This is a genomic window from Eoetvoesiella sp., assembly GCF_035555955.1.
Classification (GTDB): domain Bacteria; phylum Pseudomonadota; class Gammaproteobacteria; order Burkholderiales; family Burkholderiaceae_B; genus Eoetvoesia.
In genome coordinates, this window is record NZ_DATMGA010000019.1 from 49,863 (window position 1) to 71,330 (window position 21,468).

A 21,468-nucleotide genomic window follows, 5' to 3' on the forward strand; every position below is an offset into this window, starting at 1 on the left:
CTTCGTATTGTGGCGGAGAGGCTCTGGCCCTTGGGCCGGAATTCTTCAAATAAACCAATCTGGAACGAACTGACATGGGCACACGGCAAACCACCTTGACGGCATCGCAACCCCCTTGGCTGATGGGGCGGCCTGCCGCCCTGTGGCTGCAGGCGCTGGCCTTGCTGACTTTCATGGCGGCTTCCAGCGCGCCTACGCCCTTGTACAGTATTTACCGTGAGCATTGGGGGTTCTCGGCCAGCACACTGACCATCATCTTCGGGGTGTACGCCATCTTCCTGTTGCTGGCTTTGCTGGTGCTGGGGTCGGTGTCCGATCACATCGGCCGCCGGCCCGTGATTGCCAGCGCGCTGGCGCTGGACGCCGTTTCCATGGTGGTGTTCATGACGGCCAGTGCCGTTCCCATGTTGATTGCCGCGCGCATCGTGCAAGGGGTGGCCACCGGGGCGGCCACCAGCGCGCTGACGGCCGGTCTTATGGATCTGGACAGCAGGCGCAGTCCCATGATCAACAGCGTAGCGCCCATGATAGGCCTGGCTGTGGGGGCGTTCGGGGCCAGTATCCTGGTTCAGTTTGCGCCGGCGCCCATGCAGCTCGTGTATGTCGTATTGCTTGTGGTGCTGGTCTTGCAGGCCCTGGCCGCGTGCTTCATGCCCGAGACGGTCGTCAGGCGGCCGGGGGTGCTGGCAGCCATGCTGCCCACCGTGGCCGTGCCGCGCCATGCCTGGCGTGTATTGTTGCTTATCGCACCCATGGACGTGGCGGGGTGGGCGCTGGGCGGTTTCTATTTCTCGTTGGGCCCGACCCTGATCGCCCAGGTTACAGGTGTGCACGATCCCGTCGTTGGCGGCGTCATGGTGGCTATTCTGACGTTGACTGCCGCGGCTGTCGTGGTCGTGCTGCGTGCCTGGACGCCGCAACGTATGCTGGTGGTTGGCGCTTCGTCTCTGGCGCTGGGCGTGGCCACCACCTTGGGCGGCGTGCACGGCAGTGCCATGTGGTTGTTCTTTTTAGGAACCGCTTTGTCGGGCCTGGGCTTCGGGCTTGGGTTTCTTGGTGCGTTGCGCACCTTGCTGCCCGTGGCGCAGCCCCACGAGCGCGCGGGCCTGATGGCCGCCTTCTACATCATGAACTATCTGGCGTTCTGCCTGCCCGCAGTGCTGGCCGGTGTCCTCACCAATGTCATCGGCTTGGCTGCCGCCAGCGATTACTACGGCGCGGCGCTTATCGTGCTGGCGCTCATGGCGTTGATAGGCGGCAGGCTTTTCCCCATTGGAAAGTAGTTCGCGGCTTGCCCGGCCGTACCCGATGGGGCGCGGGCGGCGCCAGGCGTGCTTGTGCCGTTTACGGCCGCCGCCTCGCTGGGCTTCATCCGCCTGGTTTGCATGCGGGCCGGGCTTGTTGCACACTAGGCGGGGTTTTCATACAAGGACGGAACAACAGCATGGCTCAGGCAAGGAATAGCGACTACGAGTTCGACCTCTTCACCATCGGCGCCGGTTCGGGTGGCGTTGCGGGCTCGCGGCGCGCCGCCTCTTACGGCGCGAAAGTCGGCATCTGCGAAGACAGCCGGGTGGGTGGGACTTGCGTCATCCGGGGCTGTGTTCCTAAGAAGCTGCTGGTGTACGGCGCCCATGTGGCCGACGACATCGCCGACGCGAAAGGCTATGGCTGGGACATTCCGCAGGCCACGTTCGACTGGCCAACCCTTATCCGGGCCAAGAACCGCGAAATCGACCGCCTCAACGGCATTTACCTGAAAATGCTGGCCGATGCCGGCGTTACCTTGATCGAAGGCCGAGGCCGCCTTGTCGATGCGCATACTGTGGATATCGGTGGACGCAAGGTTACCGCCGAACGCATTCTTATCGCCACCGGCGGCTATCCGACCCTGCCGGACACGCCGGGCATCAAGCATGCCATCACGTCGAACGAAGCGCTTGAACTGGCCGAGTTGCCCAAGCGTATCGTGATCGTCGGCGCGGGCTATATTGCCGTGGAGTTTGCCGGCATCTTCCAGGCCCTGGGGGCGGATGTGACCCTGGTGGTGCGCCGCGATATTCCCCTGCGCGGCTTCGACCAGGACGTCCGCGCGCACCTGGCGGAAGAGCTGACCGGGCGCGGCATGCATATTCTTAGCGGAACTCTGGTCGAGCGTATCGAAAAAGTGTCGGGCGGGCTGGAGGTTAGGTTGAACAACGGCCAGGTTCTGCCTTGCGACCAAATTCTTTACGCCACCGGCCGCGCGCCCAATACAAGCACCCTGGGGCTGGCGGAAGCGGGCGTCAAAACAGACGAGAACGGCGCTGTGCTGGTCGACGAGTGGTCGGTGACCTCGGTGCCCAATATCTACGCCGTGGGCGACGTCACCAACAAGCACAACCTGACCCCCGTCGCCATCGCCGAGGCACGCGCCCTGGTCGAAACCCTATACAACGGCAATCCCACATCGTTCGACCCAAGCAATATCCCCACGGCCGTATTCAGCCAGCCGCCCGTCGCCACGGTGGGTTTGAGCGAGCAGCAAGCGCGCGAAGCGGGCAAGCAGGTGGACATCTACCGCAGCAAATTCCGCCCCATGCGCAACACCTTGAGCGGTCGCCAGGAAAAAACGCTGATGAAACTGGTGGTCGACCGCGACAGCGATCGCGTGCTCGGCTGCCACATGGTCGGCCCCGACGCCGCCGAAATCATGCAGGGCCTGGCCATAGCCTTGCAATGCGGCGCTACCAAACGCCAATTCGACCGCACCGTCGGCATACACCCCACCGCCGCCGAAGAGTTCGTGACCATGAGGGATAAGGTGGGTGATTGACTGATGGCGTAATTTTTCCCAAGGAACCGTCATGATCTATGAACTCTGGTATTGGAATGGCATTCCCGGGCGCGGCGAATTCGTTCGGCTGGCGCTCGAGGCGGCGGGCATTGCCTATCGGGATTGCGCCCGCGAGGGCGATGGCGACAGCCGGCGGTTGATCGACGATATGCTGAGCGACCGCGCCTGCCCGCCGTTTGCACCGCCGTATCTGATTGCCGACGGCATGACCATTTCCCAGACCGCCAATATCCTGCTGTTCCTGGGGGAAAAGCATGGCTTGGCGCCGTCCGACACGGCGGGCCGGCTTTGGGTGAACCAGTTGCAGCTTACTATCGCCGATATGGTGGTCGAAGCGCACGATGTTCATCACCCCATTGCATCCGGCATGTACTACGAAGAGCAAAAAGTGGAGGCCCTGCGCCGCGCGCAGGACTTTCGCCAGGCGCGGCTGCCGAAGTACCTGGCGTATTTCGAGAAGGTCCTTTCGCATTACGACGGCTGGCTTACCAGCAGTGCGCGCTGGTCGTATGCCGATCTGTCGCTGTATCTATTGATGGACGGCCTGCTGTTTGCCTTCCCCAAGCGCATGGCGGCCATCATGCACAGCTATCCGCTTTTGGCGGGTCTGCATCAAAGAGTGGCCGATCTGCCCGAATTGCAGGATTACTTCGCCAGCGATCGACGCCTGCCGTTCGGCGACGGCATGTTCCGCCATTATCCAGAGTTGGATGGACGGTAGCCGTCTTGTTTAAACAGTGCTGGGCCGGGCTTGAGCCGGCACGGCGATGTTCACGCAAAGTTATAGAAGAAAGGAATGAAGCATGAGTGAATCAACAACGATGACTCGGGAGCAGATACAGCAATTGATGGACAGTTCGCCGCTTATCCGCTTTTTAGGGTTGAGCTGCACGCATATGGATGTGGGGGCCGGCACACTGGAGCTGAAGATGCCCAAGGGAAGTCAGTTGGAACGCATCGAGTCCTCCGGACAGTTTCATGGCGGGGCGGTGGCCGCGCTGATCGATACAGCGGGCGCTTTTACGGTGGTCATGGGTACCCAGGCGACTGTACCCACCATCAATTTCAGGGTTGATTACTTGCGGCCCAGCACAGGCGGTTTTTTGCTGGCCAAGGCGCTGGTGCGTCGCGTCGGCAAGAACATCGGCGTCGTAGACGTGGACGTCTTCGATGAGCAGGCGCGCCTGACGGCGGTCGGGCGAGGGTGCTTTGGCGTCGCCCCGGCCTGATCCGACGGATCCCTCGGTGCCTTTACCTTTGGCGTGGATGCGGAGGAAGGCGAGTCCCGTTTTCCGTCCATGCCTACGCAGTTTCGGGAATAGATGCGCAACCGGCGCTAACGCAGCCGGCTTTCCTCGTACGAAAGCACGTCGCGCGCGCTGCGCAGGCTGTAATCCAGGTCTCGCAACTGGCGCCGTAGCGAGTCGCGTGCGTTGTCGTCCTTGGCCTTGTCCAGTTGGTACTGTTTGTTCCGTTGTTCGGATACCAGCGAGTCGACGCGCTTCTGGGCCTGGTAGACGCGGTAGCCTGCCTTGTAGCGATCCAGAAATGCGGGTTCCAGTTCGGGCGGGCAGGCATTGCGGTAGCTGTGTCCTTGGCGTCCTTCGTTCAGCCCGTTGGCGGGCGTGCAGTAGTGCTTGATGCCAATGGCGCGGCCCGCTTCATATTGGCTGGCGTTGGGTACAACACCTACTTTCCCGCAGGCTTCACGATGCGCTTCCAGGTAAGAGCGCGGCTGGCCGTTTTGCCCGTCCCGCATGCCTTGTTCGCGCCAGTTGGCGGTACGGCATTCCTCGGCCGACATGCTGGCGCATCCTGCGAACAGGCTGGCCAGGCCACAGACCACCACTACGCGCATCAAGGTTGAAAGCTGTTGTTTGCCGCTCACAATGAGTTCCCCGTTCCATAATATTTTGAAACATTATAAGGAATCGAAGTAAGTTCCGGTGTCGAGCCGCTGACGAACGTTACGCATTTCTCCCGGCCGCCCATACTGGTATTGCCGGCCTTTTAATCCGGGGCGGCGGATACTCTTGCCGGCGCTGCGCGGTATGCATGCTTTGCCGCTGTAGGGTAGGGTTTTGTGGCTTGATCTGACAAAACTTCACAATACCGTGGCGAGGCCCTTGTTACTCTGAAAGTTCTAGCTACGAGTCAATAAGGAGTCTTATCATGACCTTGAAGAAATTCCTGTTCGCGTTGATGGTTGCGGGTTGCGGGAGCATTGCAGCGTGCTCTACGCCAACCGAGGTGACCACCCAGGATGGCCAGAAGACCATGACGGCGGATAAGCCCGAGATCGATAGCAAAGACGGTTTCGTCACCTACGAGAAGGACGGTAAGGAAGTCAAGGTGAACTCGAACAACGTCAAGAGCATTGAAGAGGTCAAGTAAGCTGTAGGTAGCGTTTTTCGGGCTTATGCCCGTGTCACGCTTGACGCCAGGCAGACCAGGGGCCGGCAATGCTGCAAAGACAGGTTTTTCTACACTGTTCGACCGCAGGTTGTATTGAATACGCAGCCTGCGGCCATGCCTGGCCGATTCAGGCGGCTTTCGTTGCCGCCTTGGGAAATGCGGCGTCCGCCGTGCGCTGCAGATGCTTGTTCATAAGTTCACAGGCTTTGGGCGCATTGCGCTCCAGCACCGCCTCCATGATCTCGCGATGCTCGGTGTCGCGGTCGCGTGCGGAATTTGCGGCCGCTGGGGGCGGGCTGATCATGCGTAGCCGGCGATAGCGCTCGGAATGATCCAAAAGCTGTGAGTGGAATCGCAGCAGCCACGGCGAGTCGCAGGCGGCCACCAGCGCGTCGTGGAAAGCACGGTGCCGCGATTCCCAGTTCATGACGGCGTCGAAGTCGTCCATGCTGTCCGGCAACGGCGTGCGCGACAGGCGGTGAAACGCCGAAAGAATATTCGCTTCCCATTCTTCATTGCCTTGCGCGATGGCCGCGGACAAGGCGATGGCCTCGATTTGCTGTCGCGTGCGGGTCAGGTCGATCAGCTCCACGGCTGAAACCGGCGCCACGGCGAAGCCTCTCTGGCCCTCGGCAACCACCAGCCCTTCTGAGGCCAGGCGCAAAAGCGCCTCGCGCAAAGGGCTGAGGCCCAGGTCGTAGCGCAGCTTCAGTTCGTTGAGCCGCAGGCGCGACGAGGGTTCGAACCGGCCCGCCAGCAAGTCTTTGCTGATCAATTTATAGGCGAGTTCTGCCCGCGTCTTTTCCGACGCGGCGGCAGAATTGGCGAGGGAATCGGCGCTTATGGAAGTCATGGGGAAAGTATAGCTCTACGGGTATCGACTTATAAATTTTAATGAATTTCTTAGGGAAAACTATAATTTATAAATTTAATTTGAATTTATAAAATTTAGCCATCTAATGACGATTTCCCAAGGAAGCAACACTATGTCTTTTGCCCTTTCCACCGTAGAACATGCCGGCAAGGTGCTTGGCTGCATCGAAATCAACGACCGGTTTCATCCGCTGGAGTCCGTGGCCGCCGAAACCGGCCTGCCCCAGGACGTCGTGGCGCTGTTTGCGCAGTGGGACAAGCACTTTCCCGTTTTGCAGAAAGCCGCCGCGCAATGCGATCCGGCGGCGGGGTTGGCGCGCGGCGAGGTCAAGGTGCTGGCGCCGCTGTTGTATCCGGGCAAAGTCCTGTGCGCCGGCGCCAACTATTACGACCATCTGGCCGAAATGGGCGTGCCCGATCTGCGCAAGGAGGCGCAGCGGCTGTTTTTCTTCTTCAAGCCCCCGCGCAATGCCGTGGTCGGGCACGAATCCACGGTCGAGTATCCGCTGGGTACGGAAATGTTCGACTGGGAGATCGAGCTGGCGGTCGTTATCGGCAAGCGCAGCCGGCGGCTGACGCTGGACAACGCCCTGGATGCGGTGGCGGCCTACACGGTGGCCATCGATCTTTGCGCTCGAGACTTCAACAGCGCGCCCGACACCTTCTACAAGCTCGACTGGGTGGCCGGCAAGGCGCTGGATACCTGCTGCCCCCTGGGCCCGCGCTTGATCCCGGCGGCCTTCATTCCCGACCCGCAGAATCTTGCGCTCGAGCTAAGCGTGAACGGTCAGGTCAAACAGGACGCGCGCACCAGCGGCATGGTGTTCGACATCCGCGAGCAGCTCGTCACGTTGTCGAACATCATGACGCTCGACCCAGGCGATGTGGTGCTTACGGGCACCCCCGCCGGAGTGGGGTTCCCGAAGCGCACTTTCCTGAAAGTCGGCGATCGCATCGATGCGAAGATCGAAGCCATCGGCGCCTTGTCGGTTCAAGTGGGCCCGTCTGTGTAACGGCGCGGGTCGAAAGGAGACGAAATCATGATAGTCAGAACCGCGTACCTGGAAGGCAAGGTATTGCCGCAGAACGTCCGGCAATTCGATGCCTTCATCGCAACCGAGGTCGTGCCCATCATGAAGCGCTTCCCCGGGGTGAGGTCGGTGCGCGTAATGCGGGAGCAGGGAATCGAAGACGGCGGCCCGTCGCTGTACATGACCTTCGAGTCGGTCTACGACTCGGTCGAGGCCATGAATCATGCGTTTACCTTTCCTGTGCGTCAGGAACTGAAAAGCAAGATGCAGGAGATTCTGCCTTTGTTCGAGGGGCGGCTGTTTCATATTACCCAGCATCTTGTCGCAGACGAGTCAGTTGCTTGAAGCCCTCCGACGCCTGCCGAATGCCGGCGGGCGAGAGGGTTCATTCATGGCTTTATGACGGCGGCGAGAAGCATTCGGGTATTCGCGCCGGGTGCGGATCGGCCAGGTCTGTTTTTTGAAATCAAACGAGGTGGGTATGGACACAATGGATGAGAAAAAAATCATAAGAAAAATGACGTGGAGCATCGTGCCGCTGCTCTTTGCAGGATGGTTCGTCAATTACCTGGACAGGGCGAACATCGGTTTCGCGGCGCTGCAGATGAACCAGGAGCTTGGCATGGGGCCGGAAATGTTCGGCTTTGCCGCTGGTATTTTCTATCTCGGGTACATCCTGTTCGAAGTGCCCAGCAATCTCATGATGCATCGCTTCGGTGCGCGTAAATGGCTGGCGCGCATCATGTTCACATGGGGCTTGGTGGCCATAGCCATTGCTTTCGCCCAGACCCCAACTCAACTGGTTGTGGGGCGGATTCTGCTGGGCGTGGTCGAGGCGGGCTTTTTCCCCTCGGTGCTGTATTACCTGGCATCGTGGTTTCCGGCCAAGTATCTGGGCAAGGCCATTGGCCAGGTATTCAGCGCCAACATCATCGCCCTGGTCATCGGGTTTCCGATTTCGGGTCTGATCATGTCGGCCTCGCACGAGGTCGCCGGCCTTTCGGGCTGGCGCTGGATGATGATTATCGAGGGCGCGCCAGCGGTCGTGCTCGGCGTCATTGCGTTCTTTTATATCGTCGATACGCCGGCCAAGGCGAAATGGCTTTCGGGGCCCGAGCGCGACTGGCTGATCCAGGCCCTGGCGGCCGAGCACAAGGCCGCCGAGAAGGTGGGCACCTCCAGTTTCAAGAAAGCCTTGCTGACTCCCTTGGTGTGGATGCTTGGCATTACGTACTTCTGCATGGGCGTCGGCTTTTTCGGCGTATCCACCTGGCTGCCGCAGGTGCTCAAGCAAATGACTCATATGTCCATCATCGAGATCGGGCTCACCGGGGCCATTCCGTTCCTGCTGGGGGCCATTGCCATGATCCTGAACGGCAAGCATTCCGATCAGACGGGCGAGCGCCGCTGGCACCTGGCCGTGCCGATGGGCATAGGCGCCATCAGCCTGGCGGCAAGCGGGCTGACTTCATCGATGCCGCTGCTGTCCTTCGTTTTCATCTGCATTGCGGCGGCCGGCATCATCGGCACGTTCGGCGTGTTCTGGACGCTGCCCGCCACTTTCCTTTCGGGGGCGGGCGCGGCCGGCGGCATGGCGCTGATCAATGCCATCAGCGGGCTGGCGGGGTTCTTCGCGCCATGGCTGATCGGCGTAATACGTGGACACACGCCGGATTTCACCATGTCCTTGTATGCGTTGGCCATCGCCGTGGTCGGGGCAACCTTGCTGGGCGCCTTCCTGCCTTATCCCGATTCGGGCAAAAGGGCGCTGATCAAGGAAGTGGGCTTGGAAGCCTAGAGGTTCGGCCCGGCCTTGCGCGAGGGTGGGCTCTTACGCCGCCGTAGGCGTCCCGTTGGCGAACTGCCGCTGCAAAGCCCAGGCATAGCGTGAGGGTGTGACGGTGAAGTAAAAAAGCGCTACCGTGTCGGCGTGACCTCAATGAAGCGAGGCTGGCCGCACCATGAAAATGAAAATTTCCATTCCCGGCATCATCGGCGCCGCGACGCTGGCCAGCGCGGCCTTGCTGGCTTCGATGCCTGCGACGGTCCGCGCCGCGTCGGAAAACGCTGGCCGGAATCAGCCAAGCGCGGATCAGCCCTTTACCATGGACAGCGTCGCCACGTTCGAGTATCCCTGGGCCATCGCCTTTCTTCCCGACGGCCGTCTGCTGGTCACTGAAAAGCCCGGAAAGCTGTTCATCACGACGCAGAAGGGCGAAAAGAAAGAAGTGGCCGGTATTCCCAAGGTGTATTACAGCGGTCAGAACGGTTTGCTCGACGTCGCCGTTTCGCCCGCATTTTCCCGCGACCACAGCATTTATCTCACCTTTGTCGAACCCGGGCGCGGCGGCGGCGCGCTTGCGCTGGCCCGCGCGCAACTGCGCGAGTCCGGCGGCGCGGCAAGCCTCGCCAACCTTGCCATCATCTGGCGACAGAACCGCTTCAGCAGTCGCGGTCAACCGGGCGGCATTATCGCGTTCCCGCCCGATGGGCGGCATCTGTTCCTGACGACGGGCGACCGCCAGCAGCCCCGGACCGCGCAAGACCCCGACCTGGCGCAGGGCAAGGTGCTGCGCCTGAACCTGGACGGCTCCACACCCAAGGACAATCCCATGGCCGGCCAGGGCGGCGTCAAGGCCCAGACCTGGACCACGGGCCATCGCAATCCCTATGGGCTGGCATTCGCGCCCGACGGCCGCCTTTGGCTTGACGAAATGGGCCCGCGCGGCGGCGACGAGCTCAACCTCATCCAGCCTGGACGCAACTACGGCTGGCCCGTGGTTTCCAATGGCGACAACTACAACGGCACGCCCATTCCCCGTCACGGCACCCACCCCGAATTCGAAGCCCCTGTCGTCTACTGGACGCCGGTCATTGCGCCGGCGGGCCTGGCCTTCTATGAGGGCGCCATGTTCCCCGCATGGCGTGGCTCCGCCCTCATCGGTGGCCTGGTGGAGAGAGGCCTGGTGCGTATCGCCTTCGACGGGAAGGGCGGCGCCAAAGAGGCCGAACGCTGGGTTTTGGGGCATCGCATACGCGATGTCGCCGTGGCCAGCGACGGCGCGGTGTGGCTGATCGAGGACGAGGAAGGGGGGCGGTTGCTAAGGCTTACGCCTCGCTGACCTGGCCAACTGCCTGGCCGCGTGTTCTTTCGACGGCATGCATGCTTGGCTGCGGCGCCGGGGCTGGCGTCGCCTTCGCGCATGAGGGGAGCCGAAAAGCGCGCCGGGCCGTGAACCCGCGAGTCAAGTGCTGGCCACCAGCAGTTCCTCTCCATTGTCGGGCGGACGCAGGCCGTCCTCCCTGTTTGCAAAGTAACGCTGCGCAAGGTCTGACGCGGGAACATGGCGCGCCTGCGCAAAGCCGGTTTCGCGGGCCAGGGTCAGGATTTCGTGTGGGGTGAAATAGCTCAGGAACGGTGTTCCGCTTGCTTGCGCGCCTTTCGCCGCCATCTCGAGCCCGGGCCGCACTTCGGGGCCGGCCATTTCCAGCGGAAGCAGGAAAGTCATGGCAAGCGTGGAACCTGGGGCAAAAGCCGAAACCTGGCGCAGCGTGGCCGCGTTCGCCTCTTTGGTCAGATACATGCTGACGCCGGTGGAGACCACGATGGCCGGCTTGCCTGCGTCGAAACCGGAGGTTGCCAGCTTGGCCCGCCAGTCTTCCCCGGCTTCGAAATCGACGGGCACGAAATGCAGCCAGCCGGGAACGCCGAAGCCCAGCTCGACCAGGCGCTGGCGCTTCCAGGCCTGCGGGCCGGGCGGGTCGATTTCGAATACCTTCAGCCGGGAGGCAATATCGGGCCTTCGCTGCGCGAAGCTGTCGAGGCCGGCGCCCAGAATGACGTACTGCTCGACGCCTTGACCAGCTTGCTCCACGACCAGGTCGTCGATGTAGCGGGCGCGGGCCACGATCGACGCCCGGAAGGGGAGCGTGAATTGCAGATCCATGTCGCCGCGGCTGCGCCAGTCGGGATCCGGGGCCAGCAGTCTGAGGCCGATTTCATCCTCGATCACGTGCGGTGGAGGATCCGCCTGGACATGCAGGGCCCGCCACAAGGCGACCCGCGCCGCCGTGCTGTCCGGCGCTATCTTGCGTTCATCGTTCATGATGTTCAATCCTTTCCGTTCGTTTTCGCCAGAAGCCGGCTTGCTGACCGTGCGCTGAACGATCCGACGCCATGCCGCGCGGGAGCTATTCGACAGTCGGCGGGCGTAGTACGATGGCATCACCATATCAAAACAACGAGACATGAACGATACACCACGCACTTTTCGCATCGGCGCCGTTACGGTGACGATACTGGTCGAATCTTCCGGCCCCTTGCTGCATCCCGCGGAGCTTTACCCCGACTCCACGCCCGAGATAATCGCCGCCCAGGCCGGCTGGATGGGGCCCCATTTATACGATGCCGCCAGCGACCGGCTGGTAATCGCCATGCAAAGCTATTTGCTGCGCAGCGCCGGCAAGACCATTCTGGTTGACACCTGTGTGGGCGACTGCAAGCAGCGGGTGCGCGGCGAGTTCGATGGCGCCGTCTGGCACTGGCTGTCACGGCTTCAAGAGGCTGGCGTCGAGCCCGAACAAGTCGACATCGTGCTGTCCACCCATTTGCATGTCGATCACGTCGGCTGGCATACCCGGCTGGAAGACGGCCAATGGGTGCCCACCTTTCCCAATGCCCGCTATCTTTTCGTGAAGCCCGAGTACGCCTATTGGCGCAGCGAAATAGGCAAGACCGCGCTCGAGCGCACCGGCGACTATATCGAAGACAGTGTGCAGCCGGTGTTCGACGCCGGCCTGGCCGACCTGGTCGAGACGGATCACCGCATCGATGCCGCACTGCGCCTGGTTCCCGCGCCGGGCCATACGCCCGGCCATGCCTGTGTCGAAATCAACAGCGAAGGCGAATCCGCGATCATCACCGGCGACCTGCTTCATCACCCGCTGCAATGCTGCTTCCCGAAATGGAGTACGCGCTTTTGCTTCGACCAGAACCAATCGCGCGCCACGCGCCTGGCGTTCATGAAAGAGCACGCGGAACTGGGCACCTTGCTGTTTCCTGCACACTTCCCCGCGCCGACCGCCGGGCGATTAAGCAAGGTGGAAACCAGCGAAGATATTAGCTACACCTATCATTTCGTGGATGACGAGGCTGACTGAGGGCTTGGTCAAGGCATTATCCGCAGTATCTTTTAATTTTTCACCATCAGGGGAAATCGATGTCTACAGTCAATGCCTGGTTGCGCAAGTGCCTGGTTTTCATTCCCATGGCCGTTGCAGCGACGTTCATAGGAAAGAGCTGTGCGGCGCAAACGCTTCGTGTCGTGCACGACCAGCGGTTCCCACCTTTTGCCAGCGTCGAGCAGGGCAAATCGCAGGGGCTTGCCGTGGATATTCTGGAAGCGGCGGCGAAGCGCGCTGGAATAAGCATTTCCTTCGTGCCCGTTCCTTTCAAGGAAATGATGCCGACGGTGGAAAAGGGCGATGCGGATGCGGTCTTTCCCATTGCCATTACCGAGCAACGGCGTGCCATCTACGATTTCAGCGCGCCGCTGTTGCCGACCGGAGGTGCTTTGTTCGTGCTGGCTCCGCAGAAAACACCGGAAGGCCTGTCCGCGCTTGCTGGGAAAACAGTGACCACTCCGAAAACAGGGCCCTTGGCGGGATACATCAAAAAAAATGCGCCGCAGGTCAAACTGGTGGTAACCGCGAACTACGAGGAAAGCCTGAGCCAGCTCGTTTCGGGCAAGGCGGATGCCGCGGCCTTGAATTTTCAAGTTGGAACCGTGCTTGCCGCAAAGCTGCATCCGGGCAAAGTCACCGCGCCGGATAAGCTCTTTCTCGAGCTGCCGCTGGCCTTGGCGGTTCCCAAGGGAAAATCCGCCCAGGTGCTGAAGAAGCTCGATGAGGGAATTTCCGCCATTAAGGCCGACGGCACGTGGGCCGCCATAAACAAGAAATGGCTTGGCGAAGGGGCCACTGGATCCATGAAGTAATAAGCTTCCTGGCTTGCGGCCTATTGGTATCGGCGATTGTTGTTAAGGCGCTGCAAACCCGACCGCTGATGCATTTGCGCGGCCGGGTTTTCCCGGCTTGCGGCCCTTGCTATCGGTCGGCCGGCTTGAACCCGTCGCGGTTGGGCATTTTTACCTTGGCCAGTGTGTCCTGGTTCATGTTGGCGTCTTGCGGCACGATGTTCGCCTTGTACAAGATGTAGGCGGTAAGAGCGTAGACCTCGTCGTTGGACAAGCTGTTGGGTGAGGTGAACGGCATGGCGCGCTTGACGTAGTCGAACAAGGTTGTCGAGTAGGGCCAATAGCTTTCCACGGTTTTAACGGGTGGGCCCGATTTGGCGGCCAATGTGCCGCGTCCGCCGATCAGCCGGTCGCCGATTCCTCCTTCAAGGTTTGCGCCATGGCAAGCCAGGCATTGCTGCGTATATAGTTTTTCGCCTTGCATGACCGTGCCCGAGCCCTTCGGCAGGCCGCGGCCGTCCGGCAGGGGCGAGACGAACTGCTTGAGTTCCTCGGGACCAACGTTGGTGCCGAACCCGTAGTGATGAGGGGATTCAGCCGAGGCGGATGTGGCTGTCGACCCTTCGGCTTGCGCGGCGAAGCCGCTTGTACAGGCGAGCCCCACAGCGAATGCGATAAGCGTTTGCTTAGTAGTGATGGACATTTGACACCTCCCCGCTTGCGGCGACTTTCCAGCTTTGAATGCCGTTCAAGTGATAAACCGAAGATAGCCCTCGCTCGTCCACCAGCGCCTTGATGGTGGGCTGGACGTAGCCGGTTTCGTCGGTACAGCGGCTTTGCAGGATGGCTTCCTTGCCGTCCCATTCCCAGGGCAGGGTGAAACGGGTGTGGCAGATAGGCAGCACCGGGCCGTGCAGCGTGGCGTCGCGCCAGCTTTTCCCGCCATCCACCGAAACCTCGACGCGTTTTACCGCGCCGCGCCCCGACCAGGCCAGGCCCGAGATCTCGTAGAAGCCGGGCTTTTGCAGCAGCATCTCGCCGGACGGGTACGTAATGACCGACTTGGCCTCCATGAGGAAGGAGAACTGCAGGGCGGTGCCGTCCGGCATCAGATCCGTGTATTTCGAAGTTTCTTCGCGGGTCATGAAGGGCATGTCGGAGACCTCGATGCGGCGCAGCCATTTGATCGACATATTGCCTTCGTATCCCGGCACGAACAGGCGCAGGGGGTAGCCTTGCTCGGGTCGGATGGCTTCGCCGTTCTGGCCGTAGGCAAGCAGGCAGTCCTTCATGGCCTTCTCGATGGGTATGCTGCGTGTCATGACGGCCGCGTCGCCGCCCTCGGCAAGCAGCCATTTTGCCCCCGGTTTCAGGCCAGCCTCGTTCAGGATGGTGGAAAGAGGCACGCCGACCCACTCGGAAGTGGAGGTAAGCCCATGGGTTCCCTGAACGGTCTTGAGCGTGGGCTTGGCCCATTCCGTAAGCCCGTTGCCGGAACATTCCAGGAACATCATCCTCGACAGCGCGGGAAAGCGCTTGAGGTCGGCCATGGAAAACTTCTTGGCCTGCTTGACCATGCCGTGCACATACAGCATATGCTTGGAGGGATCGATGGTGGCGATGCCGCCATGATGCCGTTCGTAGTGCAGGCCCGATGGCGTAATCATCCCTATGCTGTCCTGCAGGGGCGTAAAGCTCCAGGACGACTCGGTGGTTTTCGTGGGATAGCGTGTTCGGACTTCGGTTTCGAACTGGGAACGCAAACCATAGCCGCCATCGTCGGTGGCAACGCCAACGCCTTGAACCTTGGTTGCGTCGGGGGGAACGTTGCGCTCTCTGGCGCCTGGCGTTGCCGCCGATGCCATGCCGGAAACGCCAGCCGTGCCGATGGCGGCCATCGCCCCCAGCATGAACCGCCTGCGCGCCGGAGTGACTTGCGGTGTCGTTCCTTGGTAATAGGGAGAGGCTGGGTCGTGCCGCTCGGCCTCTAGAAATCGGCGCTCCAGTTCTTGCAGAGCATTGGGACTGTGGGAATGGGATAAGGTGGGATCACTGCTTGCTGAGTTCTTCATACACCGCTCCGTTGAATACTACCGGCTGACAAGTGGAAAAAGCGTGAATCAGTGCAATCCTGCAAGGCAGGGTATGCTGCCTTGCGGCGCATACATCGTCGATAGTACCGAGGCGCGACGAGCAACTCAAGGGAACGGGCCTTGCACCCGACGCCGGGCTTATGTTTTTCTGCTACTAAACGTTGCCGCGAAGCATGCGTGCAAGCGCCTTGGCATCGCTTTGTTCCCCAGCCCAGTCCGCGGCAAAGTGCTCATAGGTCCGTGCAATGCCGCTGTAGATATCAGACTCCGGCCGTTCACCCAGGTAGGCGGAAATCTCGTCCATTTCGGCGACCCAGCGGTAGGCTTTTGGAAACATGCCAGGCACGGTGCGGCCCAGCCACGCGAATAGCTGCGGCTGGCTGGCGGCAAGTTCGTCGCTCAGCACCTGCCCCACGCCGTAGCGGTCGGCCGCCAGGCACATGACCGACCCCAGCGCGGCCAGGCCTTTGGTGATGCCGCCGTAGCTCATCTTCAGGGCCGATGCGGCCCCCACCGGCGCATCCAGCGCCATCACGTCCAGGCCCGCGCTTGCCAGCCTGGAGGCGGCGTCTTCCACATTTCCCGACAGGTAGAAAGTGGTGGCAGCGCCGGTATTGGCGCCTTCGGCTTTGGGCGGCGGGCCGATGATGCTGCCGTCCAGAAAGGGCGTGCCAGTGTCCTTCACTACCCGTTCAATGGCCAGAACCGTTTCCGGCGAGACCGCGTTGCAGTCGATGTAGACAGGCTTGCGCGGCGCGGCCCGCAGTGCTGGAGCAAGGCGTTCGGCGATGGGCAGCGCCTCTTTGGGCGGCAGGATGGAAAGCAGGAAATCCGCCGCGACCAGTTCTTCGTCGCCGGCGGCGATCATCCCCGCGGCCTGCGCCCGCGCCGCGCTGGATGCGCTGCGGCCTTGCAAGGAGGTAAGTACCCTGGCCCCGTTGCGCGCCAGCAGCGCGCCCACGCCCGATCCCATATTTCCGGGGGCGGTGATTGCAATGGTTATTGCCATAAGTGGTGGTTCCTTTGACGGTGCGTAAATACCCGAGAGCGGCGGGAGATTGCCGGCGGCGCGTTTGTCGTTCTTCGTTCCGGGCTGATGTTTGTCGAGGCTTTTCGCATCATACGGCTGCTTGATGATTTCAGGCGATCCATGAGTTTCGATTACCGGCATTCGCCCATTCTGTGGGATAGGTGCAAACCCCGATTGTCTGTGCCTCCCAGCTTGGAAATATAATTATTGAAACGATGTTTCTAATAGTGAAACAAAAGTCAAAAAGCTTTTTATGGGCATTCGGAATCGAATCATTCAGTTTGACGAGGAGTCATGATGGCCAAGCAAATCTCTGCCGCTCCCTCCGCGCAGAGCAGATGGACATGGGATAGCGTCCCCGACTTGCCGCAGACGCACTACCTTGATAACCGTATCTATACGGACGAGGCTTTGTTCGAAGCGGAGATGGCGCGGATTTTCAAGCGGCAATGGAAGTTCGTATGCCATGAAAGCGAGCTGGAGCGGGCCGGCGACTACCGGGCTGTCAGTGTGGCCGACAGTCCTGTTTTCGTGGTCAAGGGGGAGGACGGCGCCGTACGCGCCTTCCTCAATATATGTCCTCACAGGGGGGCTCGCTTGCTGCGCGAAGCTCGAGGCAATTTGCGAGGGCATCGCCTTAGCTGCTTCTATCATCATTGGACTTTCTCGACCGCGGGCGAGTGCGTAACCATTCCTCTGCCGCAAGGATACAAACATGATGTGGTGCGGCCGGGCAGCATCGGCTTGCGGGCTGTACCCGTCGGTTTGCGGCACGGGCTGGTTTTCGTCAAGGTCGATGACAGTGAAGAGGGGCAAAGCCTGGACGACTTCCTCGGGGTTGCGCTCGATGAAATTGCTACGCCCATAAAAGACCTGGAGGTCTTTCACTATCACCGGGTCGAAGTGAGGGCGAACTGGAAGCTCTTTGTCGAGACGAATTGCGAAGGCTATCACGAATTGCTGCATTTCCTGAACCGGACCACGGCGCTTTCGCAGCCCGAATACATGAAGCGCAAGTGGCTCCTGAATCCGAATGGCCATCATACATTTCAGCCGGCCAGGATCGCTTATGGGAAGCTGCGGCTGGGGGATAGAAGCGAAGGAACACTGGCGGGCATGGCGCCCAATATGCACATCGTCGTCGATCTTTTCCCTGATTGCATGATCAATGCCCGTTCGACAGTTGTTCGCATGGATTCCCTGGTGCCTGTATCGCCGGGATTGACCATTCTTGAATGCCGCGGGCTTGCGCCCAAAGGCGATAGCGCGGATCAGCGGCGATCCAGGGTGCGCCAGCATAACCAGGTATGGGGTCCGCTGGGCAGGAATCTTCCCGAGGACATCTGGGCCATCGAGACACAGTGGGCCAACATGGCCAGCGGTGGGTTGCCGTACTCCATCATTGCGCGTGAAGATGACAATCGTGCAACGGACGATGCGCCGCTGCGAAGTTTTTACGCCCAGTGGCAGCGCTTGATGGGTGTCGCGCCATTCAATATCGCTATGGCGCAGACGGGTTCCATGGCCAATTCTTCGGAAATTGCAATATGAAAGCCGATGATCGAATCCAGCTCAATGAACTGATCGTTTTTACCGGTGTGTGCCTGGATCAGGAAAACTTCGAAGGATATCTCTCTTCGTTTTGCGACGATGCCGAATACCAGGTGGTGTCCATCGTCCCGGAAATAGCGCAAACGGTCGCATGGCTTGATCTGACCAAGCCGGCCCTCGAGAGCCTGCTGATGTCCGCCGATCGGCATACCTGGAATACCGGCTTGCGCACCCATCATATTGCCGCGGCCACGTTTTCCTTCGAGCCGGCGCATGCGGATACGGTGTCGTCGGTGTCGATTTTCCGGACGGATGCGGAAGGCAACACCAAGCTGTATGCGGTGGGCCGGTATTACGACCGATGGGTGCGCTCGGCGGATAGCTGGCTTCTGGCCAAGCGTACGCTTCAATTGGACACGAGGGTATTGGCGCCGCCGTCCGGAATGCCAATGTAATAGTCGCCATCCATCCGATGCGACGCTGATCATGGAGATCCTGTCATGACGGAAACGAGCAAAAGTGGCCTCCCGGGGCTTATGCATGTGGACCATGTGGCGCTTACCGTGCCCGATCTGGACGCCGCGGTCGAGTTCTACTCGGACGTCATTGGCGGTGTGCCGTTGTATCGGATCGGGCCCTTCGACGCTAAAGAAATGCCTGCGATGGACGACGGGCGAGATTGGTGCGAAGCGCACGTCAATGTGGCGGATGCCCGGTTGACGATAGCAATGCTGCAGGTTGGGCCTAACCTGATGCTGGAGCTGTTCCAGTATGACAGGCCTATTGAAAGGCGGGCCAGCCCGCCGCGAAATTGCGACCTCGGAGGACATCATATTGCGTTCAAGGTTTCGGATATCGACCGCGCAATACAGTATCTGAAAGAGCGGCGGATACGTGTCATGAGCGGCCCCATGGCATTTGACGAAGGGCCTTGCGCGGGCTTGCGGGTAATTTATTTTCTGGATCCTTGGGGCAACCAGCTGGAGCTGGTCGAGTACCAAAGGCAAGGGTTCGAGGCTTCTTGCGCTGTTCGAATATATCGCCAGGCGGCCGAGTCCGTTTAGGCGCCGGGCGATTTCATCTGTTCGGCAGGCGTATGCCATGGACGGCTTATCGGTTGTGAGCCGTAAGGAGCGCGGGTGTTTGAACGCCGGATTCTTTTTTGTGGCGGCAGGGTAGTACGAGGATGTTGACTATGAAGCACAGCGGCGCCGGATGCGGATCCATGCCCATGAAAACGTCAAGGTATGGGGATTGGTCAAGGTGCTATTTCCAACGTGGCAAAAGGAGACTAGACAATGAAGAAGCCTGTTCAAGCGATGCTGGCGGCCGTGGGGGCGTTGATGGTGGCTGCGCCGGCTCTGGCGGCCGATGTTCCCGTGTTGAACGTGGGGTGGACCATTCCCGCCGAAGAAGCCAAGTACCTGATGATGAAGCGGCCCGAGATGTTCCCCGACCTGGGCAAGAAATACGCCATCAAGTGGATCCAGTTTCAGGGTACTTCCCCCATGGCCCAAGCCTTGCGCGCCAATGTGACCGACTGTTCGACCATGGCGCCGGTGCCTCTGGCGCTGGGGTTCATAGAAAGCGGGCTCAAGGCCTATATCGTGGCCCAGCACGTCTACGAAAAGAAAGGTAATTTCACGGTGTACTGGGCCGTCAAGAAAGACAGCCCCATCAAGAGCGCCGCCGACCTCAAGGGCAAGGTGCTGGGTGTCAATACCTACGGTTCGGGTACCTACTTCAACCTTGTGTTGTGGCTGCAGAAAAACGGGATAGACACGAAGAAGGACGTCAAGTTCGTGGAGGTCGGTTTCCCTCCCATGGCCGATGCGATCCGTTCGGGGCGTGTCGATCTGGGTACCATGAACCAACCCTTCGCCCTGCTGTCGCAGGAAAAAGGCGACCTGCGCGAGCTGGCGTCCCAGACGGAGGTTCAAACCCCGCAAGTGCAAATCTTTGAAAGTTGCAGCAAGAAGTACACCGATGCGCATCCCGAGGTGGTCAAGGACTATGTAAGAGATTTGCAGCGAGCAATGGAAATCGTGCAGACCAATCGCAAGCTGGCCGTGGCGGTTTCTTCGGAAGTCACGCGTGCGCCTGTTGCGTTGCTCGACAAGTATCTGTTGACCGACAAGGATTTCGCGCGCGACGAGGACATGAAGCCCAACCTGGATTCCATCCAGAAGACCTGGGACCTCTATTACAAGGCCGGTTTCTTGTCCAGGCCGCTGAAGATCGACGACTTTGTCCGCAAAGATATTATCGCGCCCATAAAATGATCAACATCGAGCAACTGGGAAAGACTTTCCAGACCGCCAGAGGCACGTCGCACACCGCCATTCGGGACATCTCGCTGGATGTCCCCGAAGGGCAGTTCCTGTCCATCCTGGGGCCCAGCGGCTGCGGCAAAAGCACCTTGCTGTATATGGTAGGCGGCTTCGAGGATGTCTCGGCGGGGCAAATCCGGGTCGACGGCCAGGTGGTGCAGGGCCCGGGGCCGGACCGCGGCCCGGTCTTCCAGGAGTACGCGCTGTTTCCCTGGAAGACCGTGCTGGGCAACGTGGCCTACGGCCTGCGCGAGCAGGGCGTGCGCAAGGCCGAGGCCGAAGAGCGCGCCATGCTGTGGCTGGAAAAGGTCAATCTCAAGAACTACGCCCATTTCTATCCGCGCGAGCTTTCCGGCGGCATGCGCCAGCGCGCCGCCATTGCGCGCACCCTGGCGTACGAACCGAAGATCCTGCTCATGGACGAGCCGTTCGGGGCGTTGGACGCGCATACGCGGCTGACCCTGCAGGCCGAGCTGCTGTCGCTGTGGGAGCAATTGCACAACACGGTGCTGTTCGTCACGCACAGCGTGGATGAAGCCGTGTACCTGTCGGATCGGGTGGTGGTGCTGACCGGCACGCCGGGCGCGGTGCGCGAGATCGTCCCCATCGATCTGCCGCGTCCCCGGGTGCGCGCCGAGCTGCTGCGCAACCCCGCCTACCAGGAATACATCATCCAGCTCGAGCGCCTGCTGGTCGGAGGGCACGCATGATGCGGCAGATATCGGTACGTCCGTCGTCGCGGGCAACGCGGCTGCCGGCGGCACTGCCGCCCGGAGAGCCGGCATGAACGCGCCCGCCGCCGCTCCGAAACGCGCCAAGGCGCTGTGGTACGAGAACCCGGTGGTGGCCATGGCGCTGGTCGTGCTGGTGCTGGGCGCCTTGTGGGCGCTGGCGGCTTGGCGGCTGGGCTTCAGCTCTTTTCCCGGGCCCGTGGCGGCGCTGCGCGCCTTGCCGGGGCTGCTGTTCGACCCTCAGGCCCTGTGGGCCATGGCCTTGTCGCTGGGGCGCATGTTCATCGGCTACGCCTGGGCGGCGGTGTTCGCCATTCCGCTGGGCCTGGCCATGGGCCGCAGCCGCGCGGTGCACGAATTCCTGTATCCGTTGGTGTCCCTGGTGTATCCCATGCCCAAGGCGGCGCTGATGCCCATTCTCATGCTGTGGTTCGGCCTGGGCAGCTTCTCGAAGATCTTCGTCATTGCCATGGGCGTCAGCCTGCCGCTGCTGTATCACAGCTGCCTGGGCGCCAGCCGCATCGAGAACAAGCTGGTCTGGACGGCGCAGGCCATGGGCATGGGGGCGGTCTCGCGCCTGTTCCGCATCGTGCTGCCGGCCGC

23 protein-coding genes are annotated in these 21,468 nt (G+C 60.9%); 17 read left to right on the forward strand and 6 right to left on the reverse strand.

Features of this window, described 5'->3' with window-relative positions; translation table 11 throughout:
• The first annotated feature begins 74 nt into the window (after positions 1 to 74).
• The 4 genes from VNT00_RS06330 to VNT00_RS06345 all read left to right on the forward strand — a co-directional run bounded on the left by VNT00_RS06330 (position 75) and on the right by VNT00_RS06345 (position 4,065).
• The gene (locus tag VNT00_RS06330) at positions 75 to 1,283 is read left to right on the forward strand and encodes an MFS transporter (RefSeq protein WP_325585614.1); all 1,209 of its coding nucleotides are present in this window, start codon (positions 75 to 77) and stop codon (positions 1,281 to 1,283) included.
• Positions 1,284 to 1,444: 161 nt separating this feature from the next.
• Positions 1,445 to 2,815 (forward strand): glutathione-disulfide reductase, encoded by a 1,371-nt coding sequence (gor, locus tag VNT00_RS06335; protein WP_325585616.1) that lies wholly within the window; start codon positions 1,445 to 1,447, stop codon positions 2,813 to 2,815.
• A 31-nt stretch (positions 2,816 to 2,846) separates the two neighbouring features.
• Positions 2,847 to 3,557, forward strand: a complete 711-nt coding sequence (locus VNT00_RS06340; protein WP_325585618.1) for a glutathione S-transferase — start codon at positions 2,847 to 2,849, stop codon at positions 3,555 to 3,557.
• Positions 3,558 to 3,639: 82 nt separating this feature from the next.
• A complete protein-coding gene (locus tag VNT00_RS06345) occupies positions 3,640 to 4,065 on the forward strand; it encodes a PaaI family thioesterase (RefSeq protein ID WP_325585620.1) in 426 nt (141 codons plus the stop codon).
• 107 nt (positions 4,066 to 4,172) lie between these two features.
• Here the strand turns inward: VNT00_RS06345 and VNT00_RS06350 are convergent, their stop codons facing one another.
• Positions 4,173 to 4,724 carry a DUF2799 domain-containing protein gene (locus VNT00_RS06350; RefSeq protein WP_325585622.1) on the reverse strand — a complete coding sequence of 184 codons (552 nt, stop codon included), beginning with the start codon at positions 4,722 to 4,724 and terminating at the stop codon, positions 4,173 to 4,175.
• A 284-nt stretch (positions 4,725 to 5,008) separates the two neighbouring features.
• Here VNT00_RS06350 and VNT00_RS06355 point away from each other — a divergent pair, with 284 nt between their 5' ends.
• On the forward strand, positions 5,009 to 5,230 hold the full coding sequence (locus VNT00_RS06355) for a YgdI/YgdR family lipoprotein (RefSeq protein WP_325585624.1): 222 nt from the start codon (positions 5,009 to 5,011) through the stop codon (positions 5,228 to 5,230).
• Positions 5,231 to 5,378: 148 nt separating this feature from the next.
• Here VNT00_RS06355 and VNT00_RS06360 read toward each other — a convergent pair whose 3' ends face one another.
• On the reverse strand, positions 5,379 to 6,104 hold the full coding sequence (locus VNT00_RS06360) for an FCD domain-containing protein (RefSeq protein ID WP_325585626.1): 726 nt from the start codon (positions 6,102 to 6,104) through the stop codon (positions 5,379 to 5,381).
• Between the two features lie 133 nt (positions 6,105 to 6,237).
• Here VNT00_RS06360 and VNT00_RS06365 point away from each other — a divergent pair, with 133 nt between their 5' ends.
• The 4 genes from VNT00_RS06365 (at position 6,238) to VNT00_RS06380 (ending at position 10,277) form a co-directional block, all read left to right on the forward strand.
• A complete protein-coding gene (locus tag VNT00_RS06365; protein WP_325585628.1) occupies positions 6,238 to 7,137 on the forward strand; it encodes a fumarylacetoacetate hydrolase family protein in 900 nt (299 codons plus the stop codon).
• 27 nt (positions 7,138 to 7,164) lie between these two features.
• Complete coding sequence (locus VNT00_RS06370) at positions 7,165 to 7,500, forward strand: EthD domain-containing protein (protein ID WP_325585630.1); 336 nt, start codon at positions 7,165 to 7,167, stop codon at positions 7,498 to 7,500.
• A gap of 172 nt (positions 7,501 to 7,672) precedes the next feature.
• On the forward strand, positions 7,673 to 8,953 hold the full coding sequence (locus tag VNT00_RS06375) for an MFS transporter (protein WP_325585632.1): 1,281 nt from the start codon (positions 7,673 to 7,675) through the stop codon (positions 8,951 to 8,953).
• Between the two features lie 163 nt (positions 8,954 to 9,116).
• Positions 9,117 to 10,277 carry a PQQ-dependent sugar dehydrogenase gene (locus VNT00_RS06380; protein WP_325585634.1) on the forward strand — a complete coding sequence of 387 codons (1,161 nt, stop codon included), beginning with the start codon at positions 9,117 to 9,119 and terminating at the stop codon, positions 10,275 to 10,277.
• Between the two features lie 123 nt (positions 10,278 to 10,400).
• Here VNT00_RS06380 and VNT00_RS06385 read toward each other — a convergent pair whose 3' ends face one another.
• Complete coding sequence (locus tag VNT00_RS06385; protein ID WP_325585636.1) at positions 10,401 to 11,261, reverse strand: class I SAM-dependent methyltransferase; 861 nt, start codon at positions 11,259 to 11,261, stop codon at positions 10,401 to 10,403.
• Positions 11,262 to 11,403: 142 nt separating this feature from the next.
• Here VNT00_RS06385 and VNT00_RS06390 point away from each other — a divergent pair, with 142 nt between their 5' ends.
• Together VNT00_RS06390 and VNT00_RS06395 are read left to right on the forward strand one after the other, a co-directional pair.
• Positions 11,404 to 12,315, forward strand: coding sequence for an MBL fold metallo-hydrolase (locus VNT00_RS06390; RefSeq protein ID WP_325585638.1), 912 nt, complete (start codon positions 11,404 to 11,406; stop codon positions 12,313 to 12,315).
• Between the two features lie 59 nt (positions 12,316 to 12,374).
• Entirely contained in the window at positions 12,375 to 13,151 is a 777-nt protein-coding gene (locus tag VNT00_RS06395; protein ID WP_325585640.1) for a substrate-binding periplasmic protein, read from the forward strand.
• Positions 13,152 to 13,260: 109 nt separating this feature from the next.
• Here the strand turns inward: VNT00_RS06395 and VNT00_RS06400 are convergent, their stop codons facing one another.
• From VNT00_RS06400 to VNT00_RS06410, 3 genes are all read right to left on the reverse strand, one after another.
• Positions 13,261 to 13,833, reverse strand: a complete 573-nt coding sequence (locus VNT00_RS06400) for a c-type cytochrome (RefSeq protein ID WP_325585641.1) — start codon at positions 13,831 to 13,833, stop codon at positions 13,261 to 13,263.
• A complete protein-coding gene (gene soxC, locus VNT00_RS06405) occupies positions 13,817 to 15,202 on the reverse strand; it encodes a sulfite dehydrogenase (protein ID WP_325585643.1) in 1,386 nt (461 codons plus the stop codon). Before soxC ends, VNT00_RS06400 begins: the two co-directional genes overlap by 17 nt.
• A gap of 175 nt (positions 15,203 to 15,377) precedes the next feature.
• Positions 15,378 to 16,232: an NAD(P)-dependent oxidoreductase gene (locus VNT00_RS06410; protein ID WP_325585645.1), complete on the reverse strand. Its 855-nt coding sequence runs from the start codon at positions 16,230 to 16,232 to the stop codon at positions 15,378 to 15,380.
• A gap of 315 nt (positions 16,233 to 16,547) precedes the next feature.
• Between VNT00_RS06410 and VNT00_RS06415 the strand changes: the two genes are divergently transcribed.
• The 6 genes from VNT00_RS06415 to VNT00_RS06440 all read left to right on the forward strand — a co-directional run.
• Entirely contained in the window at positions 16,548 to 17,804 is a 1,257-nt protein-coding gene (locus tag VNT00_RS06415; protein ID WP_325585647.1) for an aromatic ring-hydroxylating oxygenase subunit alpha, read from the forward strand.
• Positions 17,801 to 18,259 carry a nuclear transport factor 2 family protein gene (locus VNT00_RS06420; protein WP_325585649.1) on the forward strand — a complete coding sequence of 153 codons (459 nt, stop codon included), beginning with the start codon at positions 17,801 to 17,803 and terminating at the stop codon, positions 18,257 to 18,259. Before VNT00_RS06415 ends, VNT00_RS06420 begins: the two co-directional genes overlap by 4 nt.
• Before the next feature lie 45 nt (positions 18,260 to 18,304).
• Complete coding sequence (locus VNT00_RS06425; protein WP_325585651.1) at positions 18,305 to 18,868, forward strand: VOC family protein; 564 nt, start codon at positions 18,305 to 18,307, stop codon at positions 18,866 to 18,868.
• A 234-nt stretch (positions 18,869 to 19,102) separates the two neighbouring features.
• On the forward strand, positions 19,103 to 20,086 hold the full coding sequence (locus VNT00_RS06430) for an ABC transporter substrate-binding protein (RefSeq protein WP_325585653.1): 984 nt from the start codon (positions 19,103 to 19,105) through the stop codon (positions 20,084 to 20,086).
• Complete coding sequence (locus VNT00_RS06435) at positions 20,083 to 20,844, forward strand: ABC transporter ATP-binding protein (RefSeq protein ID WP_325585655.1); 762 nt, start codon at positions 20,083 to 20,085, stop codon at positions 20,842 to 20,844. The genes VNT00_RS06430 and VNT00_RS06435 overlap by 4 nt, the downstream gene beginning before the upstream one ends.
• Positions 20,845 to 20,917: 73 nt before the next feature.
• A partial coding sequence (locus VNT00_RS06440; RefSeq protein ID WP_325585657.1) for an ABC transporter permease occupies positions 20,918 to 21,468 on the forward strand: 551 nt, incomplete at its 3' end.